We start from the raw sequence: 14,729 nt of genomic DNA, 5'->3' as shown, positions 1-14,729 counted from the left end.
CCACTTGATGAACTTGCGCGTATTGGGGAAGCGCCAACCAGAACGCTGGTGAGACCACATCGATGGTGGCGACATCTGTGTAGCTGTGGCGCAGGTGACCGTGCGACGCGAAGTAGCAGCCGTGGTGTCTTCGTCTTCGTACTGGTTGACGTAGGCAACCCGCACCCGAACCGGTCGCTCATGGTCACCCGACGTGCTGGCGACCAGAATCAAGTGCGAGAACTTGTGTTTGGGCTGGGAAGTGTTCTGTAGTCGCGTCTCGTTTAGGGCATTCCTAGTGAGTTCCACGATGTCGTCAGCCTGACCTGATGATCCGAAGTTGACCGGAGGTAGCCCGATGGTCGGTGAACCGGCGGCACCCGGCTCAGCTTCGGGGTCTCGTCGCGCTCCCACGCTTTCGCGAACTGGTCACTGTCACTCATGCGGCAACCGTGGCAGACCCGGGAGGACCATTGCACGTCAGGCGCGGGCGACTCGAGTAGTCACATCGCCAGGCCCGGCCCGAGTTAATCCATCAGCTAAGGGGCAGCCGCACAGGCTTGGCGGCACCCGGCATGATCAGTTGCGTCAGCCGGGTGCCGGCGGGGATGTCGAACGTGGCGTAGAACTCCTTAGCCTCCCAGGCGGAGTGGACCATTGGTCCGTAGCGAGGATCGTCCCCGGGCCAGGGCACAAGCGCGGCGTGTCGTCCTCCTGCCGCGTCCAGCGCCTGCTGCAGGTAGGCGGGGTAGTCCCTCCAGTTGGCGTCCTGGTCGAGCCCGGTCGCATGCTGAGTGATCCGGCATTCGCGGACGCGGCAGGCGATGGAGTCCACCGTCACCTGGAAGGCGCCGTACTCGGTGTCGGCGGAGACCGAAACGCCAATGGGCACCTCATCGCCGTAGTCGGTGTCGGGCGTGAGATCGGACTCCTGTTGGGTCAGGTCGAGCGGTCGTGGCAGCTCTATTCGCGGTGCCCCAATTTCCATCGCGACGAGGGTGAGCTCGGCTGGTAGTGACCACTCGACGAACATGGGCTGGGAATGGCCCGGCGGAATGCTCGCGCCGGCGAGCCCCACGTCACCGCAACAACTGCGGTGGGGAACGCCCTTCGCATCGATCAGGGTCTCCGGCCACAAGAAGCGCTCACGCTGCTTGCCCAGGTTCCGCACGTTCTGCCGCACGAAGCAGTAGCGGGAGTTGCATCGGATCGCAACCACCTCGACCTCGAGCGGCCCCATGCTTGCGTCGACCCGGGCGACGCCCGAGAGCGGGACCACGGGGCCCAGTCCTTCCCATGGCACGGAGTCTGTGGAAGCCGAACCGCAAGATGCGACCAGCAACGCCAGCACAAACAGGGACCACGTCCTGGATGCAAAGGTCATCGCGATCCACCCCCACGTGTCTCCTCTTCAGGCTAGTGAGGAGGCTCGAGCCAGTCCTGGCGAGCCAAGTCCCGTCACCATTCGGTTTGGTCCCGCCGCCCTTGCGCTACGGGTTTCGGTGTGGCGCCGGGCCTCGCACGGCGTCAAGGCGATGCTGGTCTTGCCTTCCAGCGCCGCCCGCTCGTCCAACGGGGCAGCGAGACGGGAAGGGGCCTGGCGAGCACCAGGGGGTAGACGGTCGCGCGATCGTAGCCGAGCCGGCCCTGCGACCTCGTCAACGGTCAACCACTCGCAGTCCACCCGACTAGGGAAGCGCGGCCGGCGCGGGCGATGCAACCGCTAGCGGGCACGCAGGGCGCTCGCCGGCAGCCAATGCTCGAAGGTGAGGCTGTACCCGTCGACGGGCCGCGAGTAGCGGCACAGGGCGCGCCAGGTGCCCTCCGTGCGCTGCCACGCCAGTACCCAACCGGGACGCTCGCCCGTGTCCGTGGTGACTGTGCAGGCGACGGGGTCCACGCTGCGACCGTACCGCCGTCGGAACCGGCTGCAATGCTGACCGCATGACGCTGATCACCGGGTTCGCTGAGACGAAGAGCAAGACCCCCGACGGCATGAAGGCGGGCCGTCGAGTGGTGCCCGCTGCCGTCGTCATCGGCATTGGGACGGCGCATGCGGTGCACGATGACTGGACAGTCGAGGCGCTGTGCGGGGTGACGATGGTTGACGCCCTGCTCAACCCGGAGGACCACCGGTAGCTGATCCACCGACGACCCCGCTACCTCGCCCCCGTAGGTGTCGGGGTCGTCGCACGTCCGGGTCGGGCCGGCCAGGTGCGTCCGTTCCCAGGACAGTGGTTACCGGCCAGAACTAGTGTCGCGCGCACGCCCACGGTGCTCGTCGAGTGTCCGGGACAACGATCGGGAGCCAGGTGTTCCATGAAGCAGCTTCTTGCAAGACGGCGGGGTCTTACCGGATTCGTGGCGGGCGTCGCCGTGAGCATGCTCGTCTTCGGTGGGGGCGTAGCAGTTGCCAACATCCCGTCGAGCACGACGAGCACCTATACGGCATGCGTCAACAAGACCACAGGTGCCACGCGCGTCATCGACGCCCAGCGGGGCAAGACGTGCACCACCAGTGAGCAGACGATCCACTGGGCCAAGGGCTACAGGTATCGCAACGCATGGTCCTCGACGGTGACTTACGCGACGCAGGACGTGGTGACGGTGGGCGGCTCCTCCTACGTCGCCAAGACGTCCTCGCTCAACAAGCCCCCGGCGTCGAGCGCAACGGCCTGGGGGCTTCTGGCCGCGCGGGGCGCCACTGGACCCGCCGGTCCGACCGGCCCGGCCGGTCAGGACGGTCAGGACGGCGCACCCGGCCCCGCAGGACCGAATTCGCCATCCTTCTTCGTGAATCCGTTGGGAGGATTTGGCCAGACGGGCTCGGCCACCACGACCGTGAACGGCTACACGTTGACCGTGTCGTGCTCCTACACGGCCCCGACCACGTCGATCACCATCACTCTGAGTCGCGCCGACCAATTCAATATCGCCGGTGGCGGCGTCAAGGGCGCAACTGCGTTCAGCTTCGAGGGCGACGGATTCAAGGGCGGTGCCTCGTCGTACACAGTTGTGGCCGCTACCAGCGACAGCAGCGGCGAGGGATCTGGACAGGTCAACTTCGTAGCCGGCCACTACGGAACCGTGCCGAACATCATCGGCCATGTCGGATACGGCATGCACCTCACAACCCCCGGCCTCGGGGTCTGCCCGGCGTTCGGAAGTCTCCAACCGACCCAGTAACTGCCTGCATTAGCACGCGACGGGGTTCATCAGGACCCCGTCGCGGCTGCATCTCCACGAACGGAAAGGCACGCCGCTTGTCGCGGCGGCTCTGGCCACGATGCAGTTCACCGCTGGTCGAGCTGAGCGGCGCCTGCGACCACTGCGGGGCGAAGGCCGGCGAAGTGCCGATAGGCCTCGCCTAGCGAGGCCGCAGAGAGCCGCCGTCGACCGCGTGCTCGTAGGTCAGGACGTATCCGGTCTCGTGCGGCTTCCGGTATCGGACGAGGCCGCGCCAGTGGTCACCATCGCGGCGCCATGCGAGAAGCCACCCCTGCCAGTCGCCCGCCGAGTCGGTGACGGTCACGGGGCGGGGGTCCATGAGCGGAACGTACCGATCGCGGAGGACCGCCCGGATTCGGCAGGCGTTGCCAGTCCGGCAGCCCGCGGTCGTCGAGCAGGTCGTGCGCCTCGAGCCACTCGGTACGGCGTCGCTTCAAGTCGCGGAACTCGGAGATCGTCAGCGGCATCGGCGGGCGGAACTGGAGCTCGGGCGGCATCGGTGCACCCTGGTCCGGCTCGGGCTCCGGTGGCGTCCTACGTCGTGCCATCGTCCACCCCTTCGCTCCGGACGACGGTGCCATCGGGGCGACGGTGCCGAACCTCCGACGGGCTCATCCGGAACCGCTCCACGGCCGTCAGGGTGCCGTCGGGCTCGAGCGCGAACTCGACCATGCCCTCCGGGCCCGTGCGCCCGAACTGGAAGCCGTACGCCACGACAGGCGCGCCGGTGGCCGTCACCCGGGCGGCGACGTAGCCGGACATCGTCAGCGGGTGAACCACGGCGGGCTCGGTCTGCCGGCGTCGGCGCGCCATCACTCGAGTCCTGCCGCACGACGTCGCGCGACTGACTCCCGATGCGCTGCCCAGCGGCCATCGTTGCCGCGCTTGGAGCGTCGCTGAAGCGGCGTCAGCGCGACCTCGTCACCTTCACCCGGCAAGCCGATCTGCGACAGCAGGCGTGCGACCAGGGTGCGGCTGGCGCGCAGCTCGGCCAGGAGAGGGTGCGCGCGAACCTGGCCCATGCTTTTCCCCGGGGGCTCGGGCAACACCTGGGGCGACGCGTCGCGGTTCGACAGCCTGTACGCAGACGTGGTCGGCAAGCTCTTCGACGTCCTGCCGGACGAGACCTGGGTCTACCCGGGCCACGGCAAGGACACGACCCTCGGCGCCGAGCGGCCCCACCTCGCCGAGTGGCGCGACCGCGGCTGGTGAGCGGCCGCAGACTCCTCGGCGAACCGGGTTGCACGGCGTACTCGACTCGATGGCCTTCCCTCACCTGCCGTGCCACGGCCGGTGAGCGTGCACCACGACACCCGCACCGATCAGCAGCGTCGCTCCGGCAGCGCCCTCGGACGTCGCGTCCGACCGGGCCTGCATGATCCCGACGGGCAGCGCGACCGCGCCAGCGAGGGCTGCCACGAGGGTGACGATGCGGGCCATGGCGACTCCAGGCGACGAGTGCGGGCCGGTGCGCGCACGGTAGGCCTCGGCCGGCCTGCGCGCGGGCACAGCGCCGAACGCTCGGACGGCCCTGCTGGCGCGCTTGTCGCGGTGCAGAGCCTGGTCCCCCGCCGAGGTCGCGGTGACGAGGTCGTGGTGACGAGGTCAGGCCTTCGGCTCGTCGTCGTCGCGGTGCGGATCGGTCACGGTGCCGGCGTGCGCGATGCGGTCGGGGTCGCGACGCACCGCCCACCAGCTCGCGAGCGCGGTGATCGTGAGGACGGCCGCGATGACGATGAGCGAGGTCGACGTCTCGATCTTGGGCACCGCCGGCCAGGTCTCGTGCGCCCACAGCAGCACCAGCTTGACGCCGATGAAGACCAGGATGAGCGCCAGACCGACGGAGAGGTAGACGAGCTTGTCGAGCAGGCCCTTGAGCAGGAAGTAGAGGGCGCGCAGGCCCAGCAGCGCGAACGCGTTCGCAGCGAAGACGAGGTACGGCTCCTGGGTGACGCCGAAGGTCGCCGGGATCGAGTCGAGGGCGAACAGCAGGTCGGTCGAGCCGATGGCGATCATCACGAGGAACAGCGGCGTGGCCATGCGCTTGCCGTCGATGTGTGTGAACAGCTTCGTGCCGTCGTACTCGTCGGTGACGGGGACGAAACGACGGACGCTGCGCACCACCGCGTTGTCCTTGGGGTTCGGGTCGGCGTCCCTGTGCCGGAACAGGCCGATGCCCGTCCAGATGAGGATGGCGCCGAAGATGACGAACGTGAAGGCGAACGCCGCCAGCGCCGCAGCACCGATGGCGATGAAGATCGCGCGGAACACCAGAGCGAGGACGACACCGACGAGCAGGACCCGCTGGTGGTAGATCGACGGCACCGCGAACTGCGTCAGGATGATGACGAAGACGAAGAGGTTGTCGACCGAGAGCGACTTCTCCACGAGGTACGCCGCGAAGTACTCCGTGCCCGGCGTCGTGCCGAAGGAGAACCAGATCCACGCGCCGAACGCGATGGCGATGCCGATGTAGAAGACGGACCAGAGCGCAGCCTCGCGGAACTCCACCTCGTGCGGCTTGCGGCTGACGGTGACGAAGTCGAGCGCGATCAGCACGAGGATGCCGGCGATCGTGGCGGCCCAGAGTGCGAGGGTGACGTCCATCCGGAGAACCTACCGAGCGAGGGGGCGAAGCACACATCCTGAGGGGCGCCTGCCCGCGCCAGCAGGGCCAGGGGGACCTCCCTGACGAGGCCTACAGAGGCTCTCGCGCACCCTCACGCCGCGAGACGACGAGGCTCGCGACGGTCGTGACCGTGAGGACGGTGACGATGACGGCGAGGGAGAGCCCTGTGGAGGGCACGGGCACCGGGAAGGGCTCGCCGCCGTTCAGGAACGGCACCGAGTTGGTGTGCATGGCCTCGAGCACGAGCTTGACGCCGATGAACCCGAGCACGATCGCGAGCCCGATCGACAGGTAGATGAGCCGGTTCAGCAGGTCGCCGAGCAGGAAGTACAGCTGGCGGAGGCCGAGCAGCGCGAACACGTTGGCGGCGAACACGATGTACGCCTCCTGCGTGAGGCCGAAGATCGCGGGGATCGAGTCCAGCGCGAAGACGAGGTCGGTGGTGCCCAGCGAGAGCAGCACCAGCAGCATCGGGGTCCACAGCTTCTTGCCGTCGACGATGGTGTGCAGCTTCGTGCCGTGGAAGTCGGGGGTGGTCGAGACGAGCCGCGAGACCCAGCGCACAAGGGCGTTCTCGCGGTACTCGTCGTCGTCGGTCTCCCCCTCGGTGGCGAGCCTGACCGCGGTGAACACGAGGAAGGCGCCGAAGAAGTAGAAGACCCAGCTGTACTGAGCAATCACCGCGGCACCCAGCGCGATGAAGATCGCCCGCAGGATCAGCGCGATGAAGATGCCGTACATGAGCACGGACTGCTGCAGCTCACGCGGCACGAAGAAGCGCGCCATGATCAGCAGGAACACGAAGAGGTTGTCGACCGACAGGCTGTACTCGGTCACCCAGCCCGCGAAGAACTGCACGGCGTAGTCGCGACCCGCCCACCACCACATGGCCAGGCCGAACGCGATCGCGATGCCGACGTAGAGGCTCAGCCAACGGACGCACTCGGCCGTGCTGGGGATGTGCGGGCGACGGCCCACGATCAGCAGATCGATGACGAACAGCACCGTGTACAGCGCGATCGTGGCGGCCCAGATCCAGCCGGGGATGTTCACGCGGTGGGAGTCCTTCGGTCAACGGTGCGCGGGTGGCCCATCCTTCCACGGGAAGGGCGCGGGGACCCCATGCCCATCAGCGGACCCCGTGCCGATCAGAGGACAAGTGCCGATCAGAGGACAAGTGCCGATCAGAGGACAAGTGCCGATCAGAGGACACGTGCCGATCAGGCGTGACCGGCCGCCTGCATCTGCCGGAGCTCCTTCTTCAGGTCCGACACCTCGTCGCGCAGCCGGGCCGCCACCTCGAACTGCAGCTCGGCCGCCGCCGCGTGCATCTGGTCGGTCAGCTCGCCGATGAGCTCGGCCAGCTCGCGCGCGGGCATCCCGCTGACGTCGAGGCCGGCCGCTCCCCCGCGCGCCGAGCCCATGCCGGGCACGGGCGCCTTGCCGCGGGACTGGGTGCGCCCCGAGCCGCCGAGCAGCTCCTCGGTGTCGGCGTCCTCGCGGGTGATGAGGTCGCTGATGTCCTGGATCTTCTTGCGCAGCGGCGTCGGGTCGACGCCGTGGGCCTCGTTGTAGGCCACCTGCTTGGCGCGGCGCCGGTTGGTCTCGTCGATGGCCTTGGCCATCGACGGGGTGATGGTGTCGGCGTACATATGGACCTGGCCGCTCACGTTGCGGGCCGCGCGGCCGATCGTCTGGATCAACGAGGTGCCCGAGCGCAGGAACCCCTCCTTGTCGGCGTCGAGGATCGCCACCAGGGACACCTCGGGGAGGTCGAGGCCCTCGCGCAGGAGGTTGATGCCGACCAGGACGTCGTACAGACCGAGCCGGAGCTCGCGCAGGAGCTCGATGCGCCGCAGCGTGTCGACCTCCGAGTGCAGGTAGCGCACCCGGATCCCCTGCTCGAGCAGGTAGTCGGTGAGGTCCTCGGCCATCTTCTTGGTGAGCGTGGTGACGAGGACGCGCTCGTCCTTGTCGGTGCGCAGGCGGATCTCGCCCATGAGGTCGTCGATCTGGCCCTTGGTGGGCTTCACGACCACCTCGGGGTCGACGAGGCCGGTCGGGCGGATGACCTGCTCGACGACGTCGTCGTGGACGCGCGAGAGCTCGTACTTGCCCGGCGTCGCCGACAGGTAGACCGTCTGCCCGACGCGCTCGAGGAACTCCTCCCACTTGAGCGGACGGTTGTCCATCGCGCTCGGGAGGCGGAACCCGTGCTCGACGAGCGTGCGCTTGCGGCTCATGTCGCCCTCGTACATCGAGCCGATCTGCGGCACGGTGACGTGGGACTCGTCGATGACGAGCAGGAAGTCCTCGGGGAAGTAGTCGAGGAGGCAGTGCGGTGCGGTGCCCGCCTCGCGGCCGTCGATGTGGCGGCTGTAGTTCTCGATGCCGGAGCAGAAGCCGACCTGCCGCATCATCTCCAGGTCGTACGTGGTGCGCATGCGCAGGCGCTGGGCCTCGAGCAGGTTGCCCTGCTTCTCGAGCTCGGCGAGGCGGGCCTCGAGCTCGGCCTCGATACCGCCGATGGCGCGCTCCATGCGCTCCGGGCCGGCGACGTAGTGCGTGGCCGGGAAGATGTAGAGCTCGGAGTCCTCGGTGAGGATCTCGCCCGTGACCGGGTGCAGCGTCATGAGGCGCTCGACCTCGTCGCCGAACATCTCGATCCGGACGGGGTGCTCCTCGTAGACCGGGAAGATCTCGATCGTGTCGCCGCGCACCCGGAACGTGCCGCGGGTGAACGCGAGGTCGTTGCGGGTGTACTGGATCGACACGAGCCGGCGCAGCAGGTCGTCGCGGTTCCACTCCTGGCCCACCGTGAGGCGGGCCATGCGGTCGACGTACTCCTGCGGGGTGCCGAGGCCGTAGATGCACGAGACCGAGGCGACGACGATGACGTCGCGCCGGGTCAGCAGCGAGTTGGTGGCCGAGTGCCGGAGCCGCTCGACCTCCTCGTTGATCGAGGAGTCCTTCTCGATGTAGGTGTCCGACTGCGGGATGTACGCCTCGGGCTGGTAGTAGTCGTAGTAGCTGACGAAGTACTCGACGGCGTTGTTGGGCAGCAGCTCGCGGAACTCGTTGGCGAGCTGCGCGGCCAGGGTCTTGTTGGGCGCCATCACCAGGGTGGGGCGCTGGAGCTTCTCGATCAGCCACGCGGTGGTCGCCGACTTGCCGGTGCCGGTGGCGCCGAGGAGCACGACGTCCTGGGCCCCGGACTCGATCCGTGCCGCGATCTCCGCGATGGCTGCGGGCTGGTCGCCGGACGGGATGTAGTCGGAGATGACCTCGAAGGGCGCGACGGTGCGCTGCAGGTCGGTGACAGGGCGGGCCATACGGCCACGCTACGACCAGGGTCCGACAACCGCCCCACCGGTTCACGGCGGGCGTAGCGGATCAGGCGGTGAGCTGGGCCCAGAGGGCGTCGACCTTGGCGTCGAGGTCCTGGAGCGTGCCGTCGTTGACGAGCACGTGGTCGGCGAGAGCGCGGCGCTCCTCGTCGGTCGACTGGGACGCGATCCGGGCCTCGGCGTCCCACTCGGGCAGGCCGCGGGCGACGAGGCGGGCGATCCGGACCTCCTCCGGGGCCTCGACCACGACGACGACGTCGTACTCGTCCGTGGTGCGCTGGCCCTTGCCGACGAGCTCGGCGAGCAGCGGGACGTCGTAGACGACGACGGCTTTCGGCGGTGCTGCAGCGATCAGCTGCCCCGACCGGAGGGCCACCAGGGGGTGCACGATCTCCTCGAGCGCCGTGCGGCGCGCGGAGTCGGAGAAGACGATCTTCGCCAGGGCGGCACGGTCGAGGGTGCCGTCGTCGGCGAGGATGCCGCGGCCGAACTCCGCGGTGATGGCCGCGAGCCCGGGCGTTCCCGGCTCGACGACCTCGCGGGCGATCGTGTCGGCGTCGACGATGACCGCCCCGTGCTGGGCGAAGCGGGAGGACACCGCAGATTTTCCGGCGCCTATTCCGCCGGTGAGACCGATCTTCATGCCGGTGAATCTAGCGCCGGACGAACGAGGCCCCCCGGACCGCGCGGTCCGGGGGGCTTCGTGTCGTGCTGATCTGCCGATCAGCTCACGGTGCTGGAGCCGAGGCTCAGGCGCCGGTGAGCTTGTCGCGCAGGGCCTGCAGCGCCTCGTCGGTCGCCAGCGTGCCGGCGGCCTCGGGGGCGGGCGAGGTGTAGGACTGCGTGCCGGACTCGGCGTCGGTGGCGACCCCGGCCTCGGCGTCAGCCTTGCGCTGCTCCTCGACCTGCTTCTTGTGCGCCTCCCAGCGGGAGTGCGCCTCGGCGTACTGGCGCTCCCACTCGGCCTGGGCGGTCTCGTGGCCCGGGAGCCACTCGCCCGTCTCCGGGTCGAAGCCGTCGGGGTAGACGTACTGGCCGGCCTCGTCGTACGTGGCGGCCATGCCGTAGAGAGCCGGGTCGAAGTGCTCGTCCTCGGCGCCCGAGATCCCCTCGGAGGCCTGCTTGAGCGACAGCGAGATGCGACGACGCTCGAGGTCGATGTCGATGACCTTGACGAAGATGTCGCTGCCCACGGTGACGACCTGCTCCGGCAGCTCCACGTGGCGCTCGGCCAGCTCGGAGATGTGGACCAGGCCCTCGATGCCCTCCTCGACACGCACGAACGCGCCGAACGGCACCAGCTTGGTGACCTTGCCGGGGACGACCTGGCCGATCTGGTGCGTGCGGGCGAACTGCTGCCACGGGTCCTCCTGCGTCGCCTTCAGCGACAGGGAGACTCGCTCGCGGTCCATGTCGACGTCGAGCACCTCGACGGTGACCTCGGTGCCGACCTCGACGACCTCGGACGGGTGGTCGATGTGCTTCCACGACAGCTCGGACACGTGGACGAGACCGTCCACGCCGCCGAGGTCGACGAACGCGCCGAAGTTGACGATGGACGAGACGACGCCGGAGCGGATCTGGCCCTTCTGCAGCTGCGTGAGGAAGTTCTGGCGGACCTCGGACTGGGTCTGCTCGAGCCAGGCTCGGCGCGACAGGACCACGTTGTTGCGGTTCTTGTCGAGCTCGATGATCTTGGCCTCGAGCTCCTTGCCGACGTACGGCTGGAGGTCGCGGACACGACGCATCTCGACGAGCGAGGCGGGGAGGAAGCCGCGGAGGCCGATGTCGAGGATGAGTCCACCCTTGACGACCTCGATGACGGTGCCGGTGACGACGCCGTCCTCTTCCTTGACCTTCTCGATGGTGCCCCAGGCACGCTCGTACTGAGCGCGCTTCTTGGACAGGATGAGACGGCCTTCCTTGTCCTCCTTCTGGAGGACCAGGGCCTCGACGACGTCGCCGAGCTTGACGACCTCGTTGGGGTCGACGTCGTGCTTGATCGACAGCTCACGGGAGGGGATGACGCCCTCGGTCTTGTAGCCGATGTCGAGGAGGACCTCGTCACGGTCGACCTTGACGATGGTGCCCTCGACGATGTCGCCGTCGTTGAAGTACTTGATGGTCTCGTCGACAGCGGCGGCGAAAGCCTCGGCATCGCCGATGTCGTTGACCGCGATCTGGAACGTCGCGGGGGTGTCGATGGTGGCAGTCATGGAGTAAGGAGCTCCGGTGGATGGGTGTCGAGACGGATGCGACGGCGGGCCTTCGCCATCAGGCGCGGCCGAGCAGAAGCCCGTGAGGGCGACGGCGTGGGTTCACTCCGGACGACATGCGGGTGCCTGCTCGGTATGAGGCGCGCGCAGGCCCGCGACGCACAGGCCAGGATACGGACGTGGCAGATCACGGGTCAAACCGCCCTCCCGGCTCGCCCATGCGCTCTGACCTGGGACGACGCGACTCGGTCCGGGCCTCCCGGGCCTGGTGGGACGCCGAGGCGACGGGGTACGCCGCCGAGCACGGTGCCTTCCTCGGCGACGCGCGGGCCGGTTCGGACCTCGTGTGGGGGCCGGAGGGCTGGACCGAGGCCGAGCTGGGCCTGCTGGGTCCGGTCTCCGGACGCCGTGTCCTCGAGGTCGGCGCCGGGGGCGCGCAGGGCGCTCGCTGGCTCGCCGGCCAGGGCGCGCGCGTCGTCGCGCTCGACCTGAGCCACGCGATGCTGGCCCACTCCCGCACCTTCTCCCCCGCGGTGCCGCTGGTCCAGGCCGACGCCGGCGAGCTGCCGTTCGGCCCCGCCGTCTTCGACGTCGTGTGCTCGGCGTACGGCGCGATCCCGTTCGTCGCCGACGTCGGGGCGGTGTTCGCGGAAGTGGCCCGCGTGCTGCGCCCGGGGGGCCGGTGGGTCTTCTCGGTCACGCACCCGGTGCGCTGGGCCTTCCCGGACGCTCCCGGCCCGGCAGGCCTCGTGGCGGACCGCCCGTACTTCGACCGCACTCCGTACGTCGAGCGCGATCCGGACGGCACCGCGACGTACGTGGAGCACCACCGGACGGTGGGCGACACCGTCCGCGCCCTCACCTCCGCGGGCCTCCGGGTGCTGGACCTCGTCGAGCCGGAGTGGCCGGAGCGGAACGACCAGGTCTGGGGCGGCTGGTCGCCCACCCGCGGTGCGATCCTCCCCGGCACGGCGATCTGGGTGTGCACGACGGTGTGATGCGAGAGGCACCGGCCGGGGTTCGTCCGATCGGCTGCCGGCACCGGTCGGCCAGCACCGGGACTGCTGCGGATCCGAGCCTGCGGACGCCGCGGCGTGGAACCGGATGCTCCGCGCGCTGGACGGCGACAGGCCCGGCGGGGACGCCGGAGCGCCGACGGCACCACGATCGTGCGCAGCACCGCCCTCGTCAACGTGGGCACGGGTGTCGATGCGGTCGCACCCGGCCGCGCGGGGCGCCTGCGCATCGTCGTCCTGCCGTCCGACACCCCGTACGGGCCCTGGAGCAGCAGGACGCCGGTCTGCTCCCCCTCGACCGGCACGACACCGACCTACGCGCAGACCGTGGTGGCCCGGGGCGCCTGCGACCTCGACGTCGTCGTCGTGAACCGGACGCCGACGAGCATGGACCGCCTGATGCGCGACGCCTCGGCCACGGTGCCGCTCTTCCGGGACGCCGACCTCAGCCGAGGCTGAGCCCGGCTCCAGGTCAGGAGGTGGACGGGTCCTTGCGGGCCACGAGGACGAATCCGACGACGAGCAGGATCAGGCCGAGGACGAAGCCGACGAGCGGCACGGTGCTGCCGAGGGTCTTGAGCAGCGCGCCGTTGGTCTTGGCGTCGTCGATCGCGGCCTGTTTGGTGGCGTCCTCGGTTCCGACTGTCGCCTTGATGATCGTGAGCTTCTCGGTGCCGTCGGCGCCCGCGAGCCACTGCTTCTGCTGCTCGACGCCGGCGATGATCGAGCCGGTCACCGGGTCGACCTGCAGGGTGCGCACGTTCTCGTACATGCGCGGAGCCTTGACGCTGGCCTCGGTGGAGCCGACGAGCGAGCCCGGCACCTCCTGCTCGCCGATCTGCGTCGCCGGGATGCTCTGCTTGAAGACGTAGACCTCGAGGCCGTCGAGGTCCTCGGTGCCCGTGAACTCGATCGGGACCGCCTTCACCAGCGTGGTGTCGAAGTAGTCGTAGGTCTTCTGCTCGACGTTGAACGGGAACTTCAGCGGGTTGATGCCCGACCACTCGACCGTTTCGCCGTCGATGTTGGCGTTGCAGCAGTTCGACAGCTCGGACGTCACGCGGTCGAAGGCGACACGGATCGTGCCGGCCGAGATGGTCGTGCCGGTGTCGTCCGTGAGGTTCGAGAACGAGTCGTAGATCGCGAGGTCGTCCGCCTTGGCGGCGTCGGTCTGCGACTCCGTGACATCGCCACGGGTCGTGCGCGTCGACGTGAGCGGCACGTTGGTGCGGATCGGGTTCTCGCCGGCGACGAGGGCGCTCGGGTCGAAGAGGGTCTCGGCCGTCCCGACCGCCAGCGACGTCGAGATGCCCCCGGTGGACTCACCCGGGACGAGCGGCGCCTTGGACAGGGCAGGGACTGCGTAGAACTTGAGCGCTCCAGCCAGGACCAGGAGGAACGCCCCCAGACCCACGAGGGCGATGCCCAGGCCACGCTTCATACCGACTCCTTCGACGACTGATGCGCGGACGTTAGCGGATACCCAGCGCGGTTGGCGCTGATTGAGACCCGGAAGTTACCGGCGAGTTGCGTCCCTGCCGGACGTCGGGGCCGCGTCGGGGCGCCGCCGCCACACGAGGGCGAGGTTCCAGGTCGCCACCTCGCGGACCCCGGGGACTCGGAGCAGCCACCAGGTGGAGCGGGGCAGGTACCTCGGGAAGACCGCGACCAGGTCCGCCTGGGGCAGGTCGCGCGCGAGCCCCAGGCCCTCGGCCACCGTCACTGCGAACATGCTCTCGCCGAACCTGTTCTTGGGCTCATGGCCGTGCACGCGGGAGTAGCGGCGTCGCGCCCGCATCCCGCCGAGGAAGTGCCAGGGCGACGTCTCGTGCCCGCCCCACGGGCCGAACCAGACCGTGTACGCCGCGAAGACGAGACCGCCGGGCGCCGCGACACGGACCATCTCGCGCACCATCGCGGCGCGGTCCGGCACGTGCTCGAGCACGTTGGAGCTGTAGACCACGTCGAACGAGCAGTCGTGGAACGGTAGCCGTGCGCCGTCGGCCATGACGGAGCGGACCGACACTCCCCCGCGGGCGGACAACTCGCCGTGGTCGTACTCGACGGGGACGTACCAGGCGCCCGAGTCCGCGAAGGCGTCGGCGAAGTAGCCGGGGCCGCCGCCGACGTCGAGCACCTTCGCACCATCGAGGGAGGTGAACTGACGGAGCTGCGCGATGCTGTCAGATGCCAGGGCGCTGTAGAAGCGGTCGGGGTCGCTCTGCTCGACCCTGAAGTCGCGGAACAGCCGGTACGCACGGCTCCACGTCGCCTGCTCGACCTCCGACACCGGGCCACCGTAGGGCACACTTCG

At 69.0% G+C, this 14,729-nt stretch carries 16 protein-coding genes and 1 pseudogene; 5 read left to right on the top strand and 12 right to left on the bottom strand.

Going from position 1 to position 14,729, the window contains the following annotated elements:
- Positions 1-514: 514 nt before the first annotated feature.
- Positions 515-1,258, bottom strand: a complete 744-nt coding sequence (locus ACFQGU_RS11010) for a hypothetical protein (protein WP_386766594.1) — start codon at positions 1,256-1,258, stop codon at positions 515-517.
- Between the two features lie 665 nt (positions 1,259-1,923).
- Here ACFQGU_RS11010 and ACFQGU_RS11005 point away from each other — a divergent pair.
- Entirely contained in the window at positions 1,924-2,118 is a 195-nt protein-coding gene (locus tag ACFQGU_RS11005) for a hypothetical protein (RefSeq protein WP_386766592.1), read from the top strand.
- A gap of 180 nt (positions 2,119-2,298) precedes the next feature.
- On the top strand, positions 2,299-3,165 hold the full coding sequence (locus ACFQGU_RS11000) for a hypothetical protein (RefSeq protein ID WP_386766590.1): 867 nt from the start codon (positions 2,299-2,301) through the stop codon (positions 3,163-3,165).
- A 181-nt stretch (positions 3,166-3,346) separates the two neighbouring features.
- On the opposite strand, the gene ACFQGU_RS10995 is transcribed toward ACFQGU_RS11000, so the two are convergent.
- The 3 genes from ACFQGU_RS10995 to ACFQGU_RS10985 all read right to left on the bottom strand — a co-directional run bounded on the left by ACFQGU_RS10995 (position 3,347) and on the right by ACFQGU_RS10985 (position 4,229).
- Positions 3,347-3,526, bottom strand: coding sequence for a hypothetical protein (locus ACFQGU_RS10995; RefSeq protein WP_386766588.1), 180 nt, complete (start codon positions 3,524-3,526; stop codon positions 3,347-3,349).
- A 215-nt stretch (positions 3,527-3,741) separates the two neighbouring features.
- Positions 3,742-4,020 carry a hypothetical protein gene (locus ACFQGU_RS10990; RefSeq protein WP_386766586.1) on the bottom strand — a complete coding sequence of 93 codons (279 nt, stop codon included), beginning with the start codon at positions 4,018-4,020 and terminating at the stop codon, positions 3,742-3,744.
- Complete coding sequence (locus tag ACFQGU_RS10985; protein ID WP_386768317.1) at positions 4,020-4,229, bottom strand: hypothetical protein; 210 nt, start codon at positions 4,227-4,229, stop codon at positions 4,020-4,022. Before ACFQGU_RS10985 ends, ACFQGU_RS10990 begins: the two co-directional genes overlap by 1 nt.
- Between ACFQGU_RS10985 and ACFQGU_RS10980 the strand changes: the two are divergent.
- Positions 4,219-4,419, top strand: a pseudogene (locus ACFQGU_RS10980) (MBL fold metallo-hydrolase); the annotation flags it as partial. The gene ACFQGU_RS10985 and the pseudogene ACFQGU_RS10980 sit on opposite strands and share 11 nt — an antisense overlap.
- Before the next feature lie 60 nt (positions 4,420-4,479).
- On the opposite strand, the gene ACFQGU_RS10975 reads toward ACFQGU_RS10980, so the two are convergent.
- The 6 genes from ACFQGU_RS10975 to rpsA form a co-directional block, all read right to left on the bottom strand.
- On the bottom strand, positions 4,480-4,647 hold the full coding sequence (locus ACFQGU_RS10975) for a hypothetical protein (RefSeq protein WP_386766584.1): 168 nt from the start codon (positions 4,645-4,647) through the stop codon (positions 4,480-4,482).
- Between the two features lie 165 nt (positions 4,648-4,812).
- Positions 4,813-5,814 carry a TerC/Alx family metal homeostasis membrane protein gene (locus ACFQGU_RS10970; protein WP_386766582.1) on the bottom strand — a complete coding sequence of 334 codons (1,002 nt, stop codon included), beginning with the start codon at positions 5,812-5,814 and terminating at the stop codon, positions 4,813-4,815.
- Positions 5,815-5,905: 91 nt separating this feature from the next.
- Positions 5,906-6,889 (bottom strand): TerC family protein, encoded by a 984-nt coding sequence (locus ACFQGU_RS10965; protein ID WP_386766580.1) that lies wholly within the window; start codon positions 6,887-6,889, stop codon positions 5,906-5,908.
- Between the two features lie 167 nt (positions 6,890-7,056).
- On the bottom strand, positions 7,057-9,168 hold the full coding sequence (gene uvrB / locus ACFQGU_RS10960) for an excinuclease ABC subunit UvrB (protein ID WP_386766578.1): 2,112 nt from the start codon (positions 9,166-9,168) through the stop codon (positions 7,057-7,059).
- Between the two features lie 61 nt (positions 9,169-9,229).
- On the bottom strand, positions 9,230-9,826 hold the full coding sequence (gene coaE / locus ACFQGU_RS10955) for a dephospho-CoA kinase (protein ID WP_386766576.1): 597 nt from the start codon (positions 9,824-9,826) through the stop codon (positions 9,230-9,232).
- A gap of 106 nt (positions 9,827-9,932) precedes the next feature.
- The gene (gene rpsA, locus ACFQGU_RS10950) at positions 9,933-11,399 is read right to left on the bottom strand and encodes a 30S ribosomal protein S1 (protein ID WP_386766574.1); all 1,467 of its coding nucleotides are present in this window, start codon (positions 11,397-11,399) and stop codon (positions 9,933-9,935) included.
- A 218-nt stretch (positions 11,400-11,617) separates the two neighbouring features.
- On the opposite strand from rpsA, the gene ACFQGU_RS10945 reads away from it, so the two are divergent.
- Together ACFQGU_RS10945 and ACFQGU_RS10940 are read left to right on the top strand one after the other, a co-directional pair.
- Positions 11,618-12,397, top strand: a complete 780-nt coding sequence (locus ACFQGU_RS10945) for a class I SAM-dependent methyltransferase (protein WP_386766572.1) — start codon at positions 11,618-11,620, stop codon at positions 12,395-12,397.
- A gap of 171 nt (positions 12,398-12,568) precedes the next feature.
- On the top strand, positions 12,569-12,874 hold the full coding sequence (locus ACFQGU_RS10940) for a hypothetical protein (protein WP_386766570.1): 306 nt from the start codon (positions 12,569-12,571) through the stop codon (positions 12,872-12,874).
- Positions 12,875-12,887: 13 nt separating this feature from the next.
- On the opposite strand, the gene ACFQGU_RS10935 is transcribed toward ACFQGU_RS10940, so the two are convergent.
- Together ACFQGU_RS10935 and ACFQGU_RS10930 are read right to left on the bottom strand one after the other, a co-directional pair.
- Positions 12,888-13,856: a DUF3068 domain-containing protein gene (locus tag ACFQGU_RS10935; RefSeq protein WP_386766568.1), complete on the bottom strand. Its 969-nt coding sequence runs from the start codon at positions 13,854-13,856 to the stop codon at positions 12,888-12,890.
- A gap of 75 nt (positions 13,857-13,931) precedes the next feature.
- Positions 13,932-14,705, bottom strand: coding sequence for a class I SAM-dependent methyltransferase (locus ACFQGU_RS10930; protein WP_386766566.1), 774 nt, complete (start codon positions 14,703-14,705; stop codon positions 13,932-13,934).
- Between the last annotated feature and the right edge of the window lie 24 nt (positions 14,706-14,729).

It is taken from the genome of Longivirga aurantiaca (assembly GCF_042660085.1).
Lineage (GTDB): Bacteria > Actinomycetota > Actinomycetes > S36-B12 > CAIYMF01 > Longivirga > Longivirga aurantiaca.
This window is presented reverse-complemented; position numbering and strand designations above follow the sequence as displayed.

Bases quoted from the DNA above. Each gene is read 5' to 3' on its own strand.
- ACFQGU_RS11005 (WP_386766592.1), top strand. From the start codon at position 1,924: ATGACGCTGATCACCGGGTTCGCTGAGACGAAGAGCAAGACCCCCGAC.
- ACFQGU_RS11000 (WP_386766590.1), top strand. From the start codon at position 2,299: ATGAAGCAGCTTCTTGCAAGACGGCGGGGTCTTACCGGATTCGTGGCG.
- ACFQGU_RS10995 (WP_386766588.1), bottom strand. From the start codon at position 3,526: ATGGACCCCCGCCCCGTGACCGTCACCGACTCGGCGGGCGACTGGCAG.
- ACFQGU_RS10990 (WP_386766586.1), bottom strand. From the start codon at position 4,020: ATGGCGCGCCGACGCCGGCAGACCGAGCCCGCCGTGGTTCACCCGCTG.
- ACFQGU_RS10985 (WP_386768317.1), bottom strand. From the start codon at position 4,229: ATGGGCCAGGTTCGCGCGCACCCTCTCCTGGCCGAGCTGCGCGCCAGC.
- ACFQGU_RS10975 (WP_386766584.1), bottom strand. From the start codon at position 4,647: ATGGCCCGCATCGTCACCCTCGTGGCAGCCCTCGCTGGCGCGGTCGCG.
- ACFQGU_RS10970 (WP_386766582.1), bottom strand. From the start codon at position 5,814: ATGGACGTCACCCTCGCACTCTGGGCCGCCACGATCGCCGGCATCCTC.
- uvrB (WP_386766578.1), bottom strand. From the start codon at position 9,168: ATGGCCCGCCCTGTCACCGACCTGCAGCGCACCGTCGCGCCCTTCGAG.
- coaE (WP_386766576.1), bottom strand. From the start codon at position 9,826: ATGAAGATCGGTCTCACCGGCGGAATAGGCGCCGGAAAATCTGCGGTG.
- rpsA (WP_386766574.1), bottom strand. From the start codon at position 11,399: ATGACTGCCACCATCGACACCCCCGCGACGTTCCAGATCGCGGTCAAC.
- ACFQGU_RS10945 (WP_386766572.1), top strand. From the start codon at position 11,618: ATGCGCTCTGACCTGGGACGACGCGACTCGGTCCGGGCCTCCCGGGCC.
- ACFQGU_RS10935 (WP_386766568.1), bottom strand. From the start codon at position 13,856: ATGAAGCGTGGCCTGGGCATCGCCCTCGTGGGTCTGGGGGCGTTCCTC.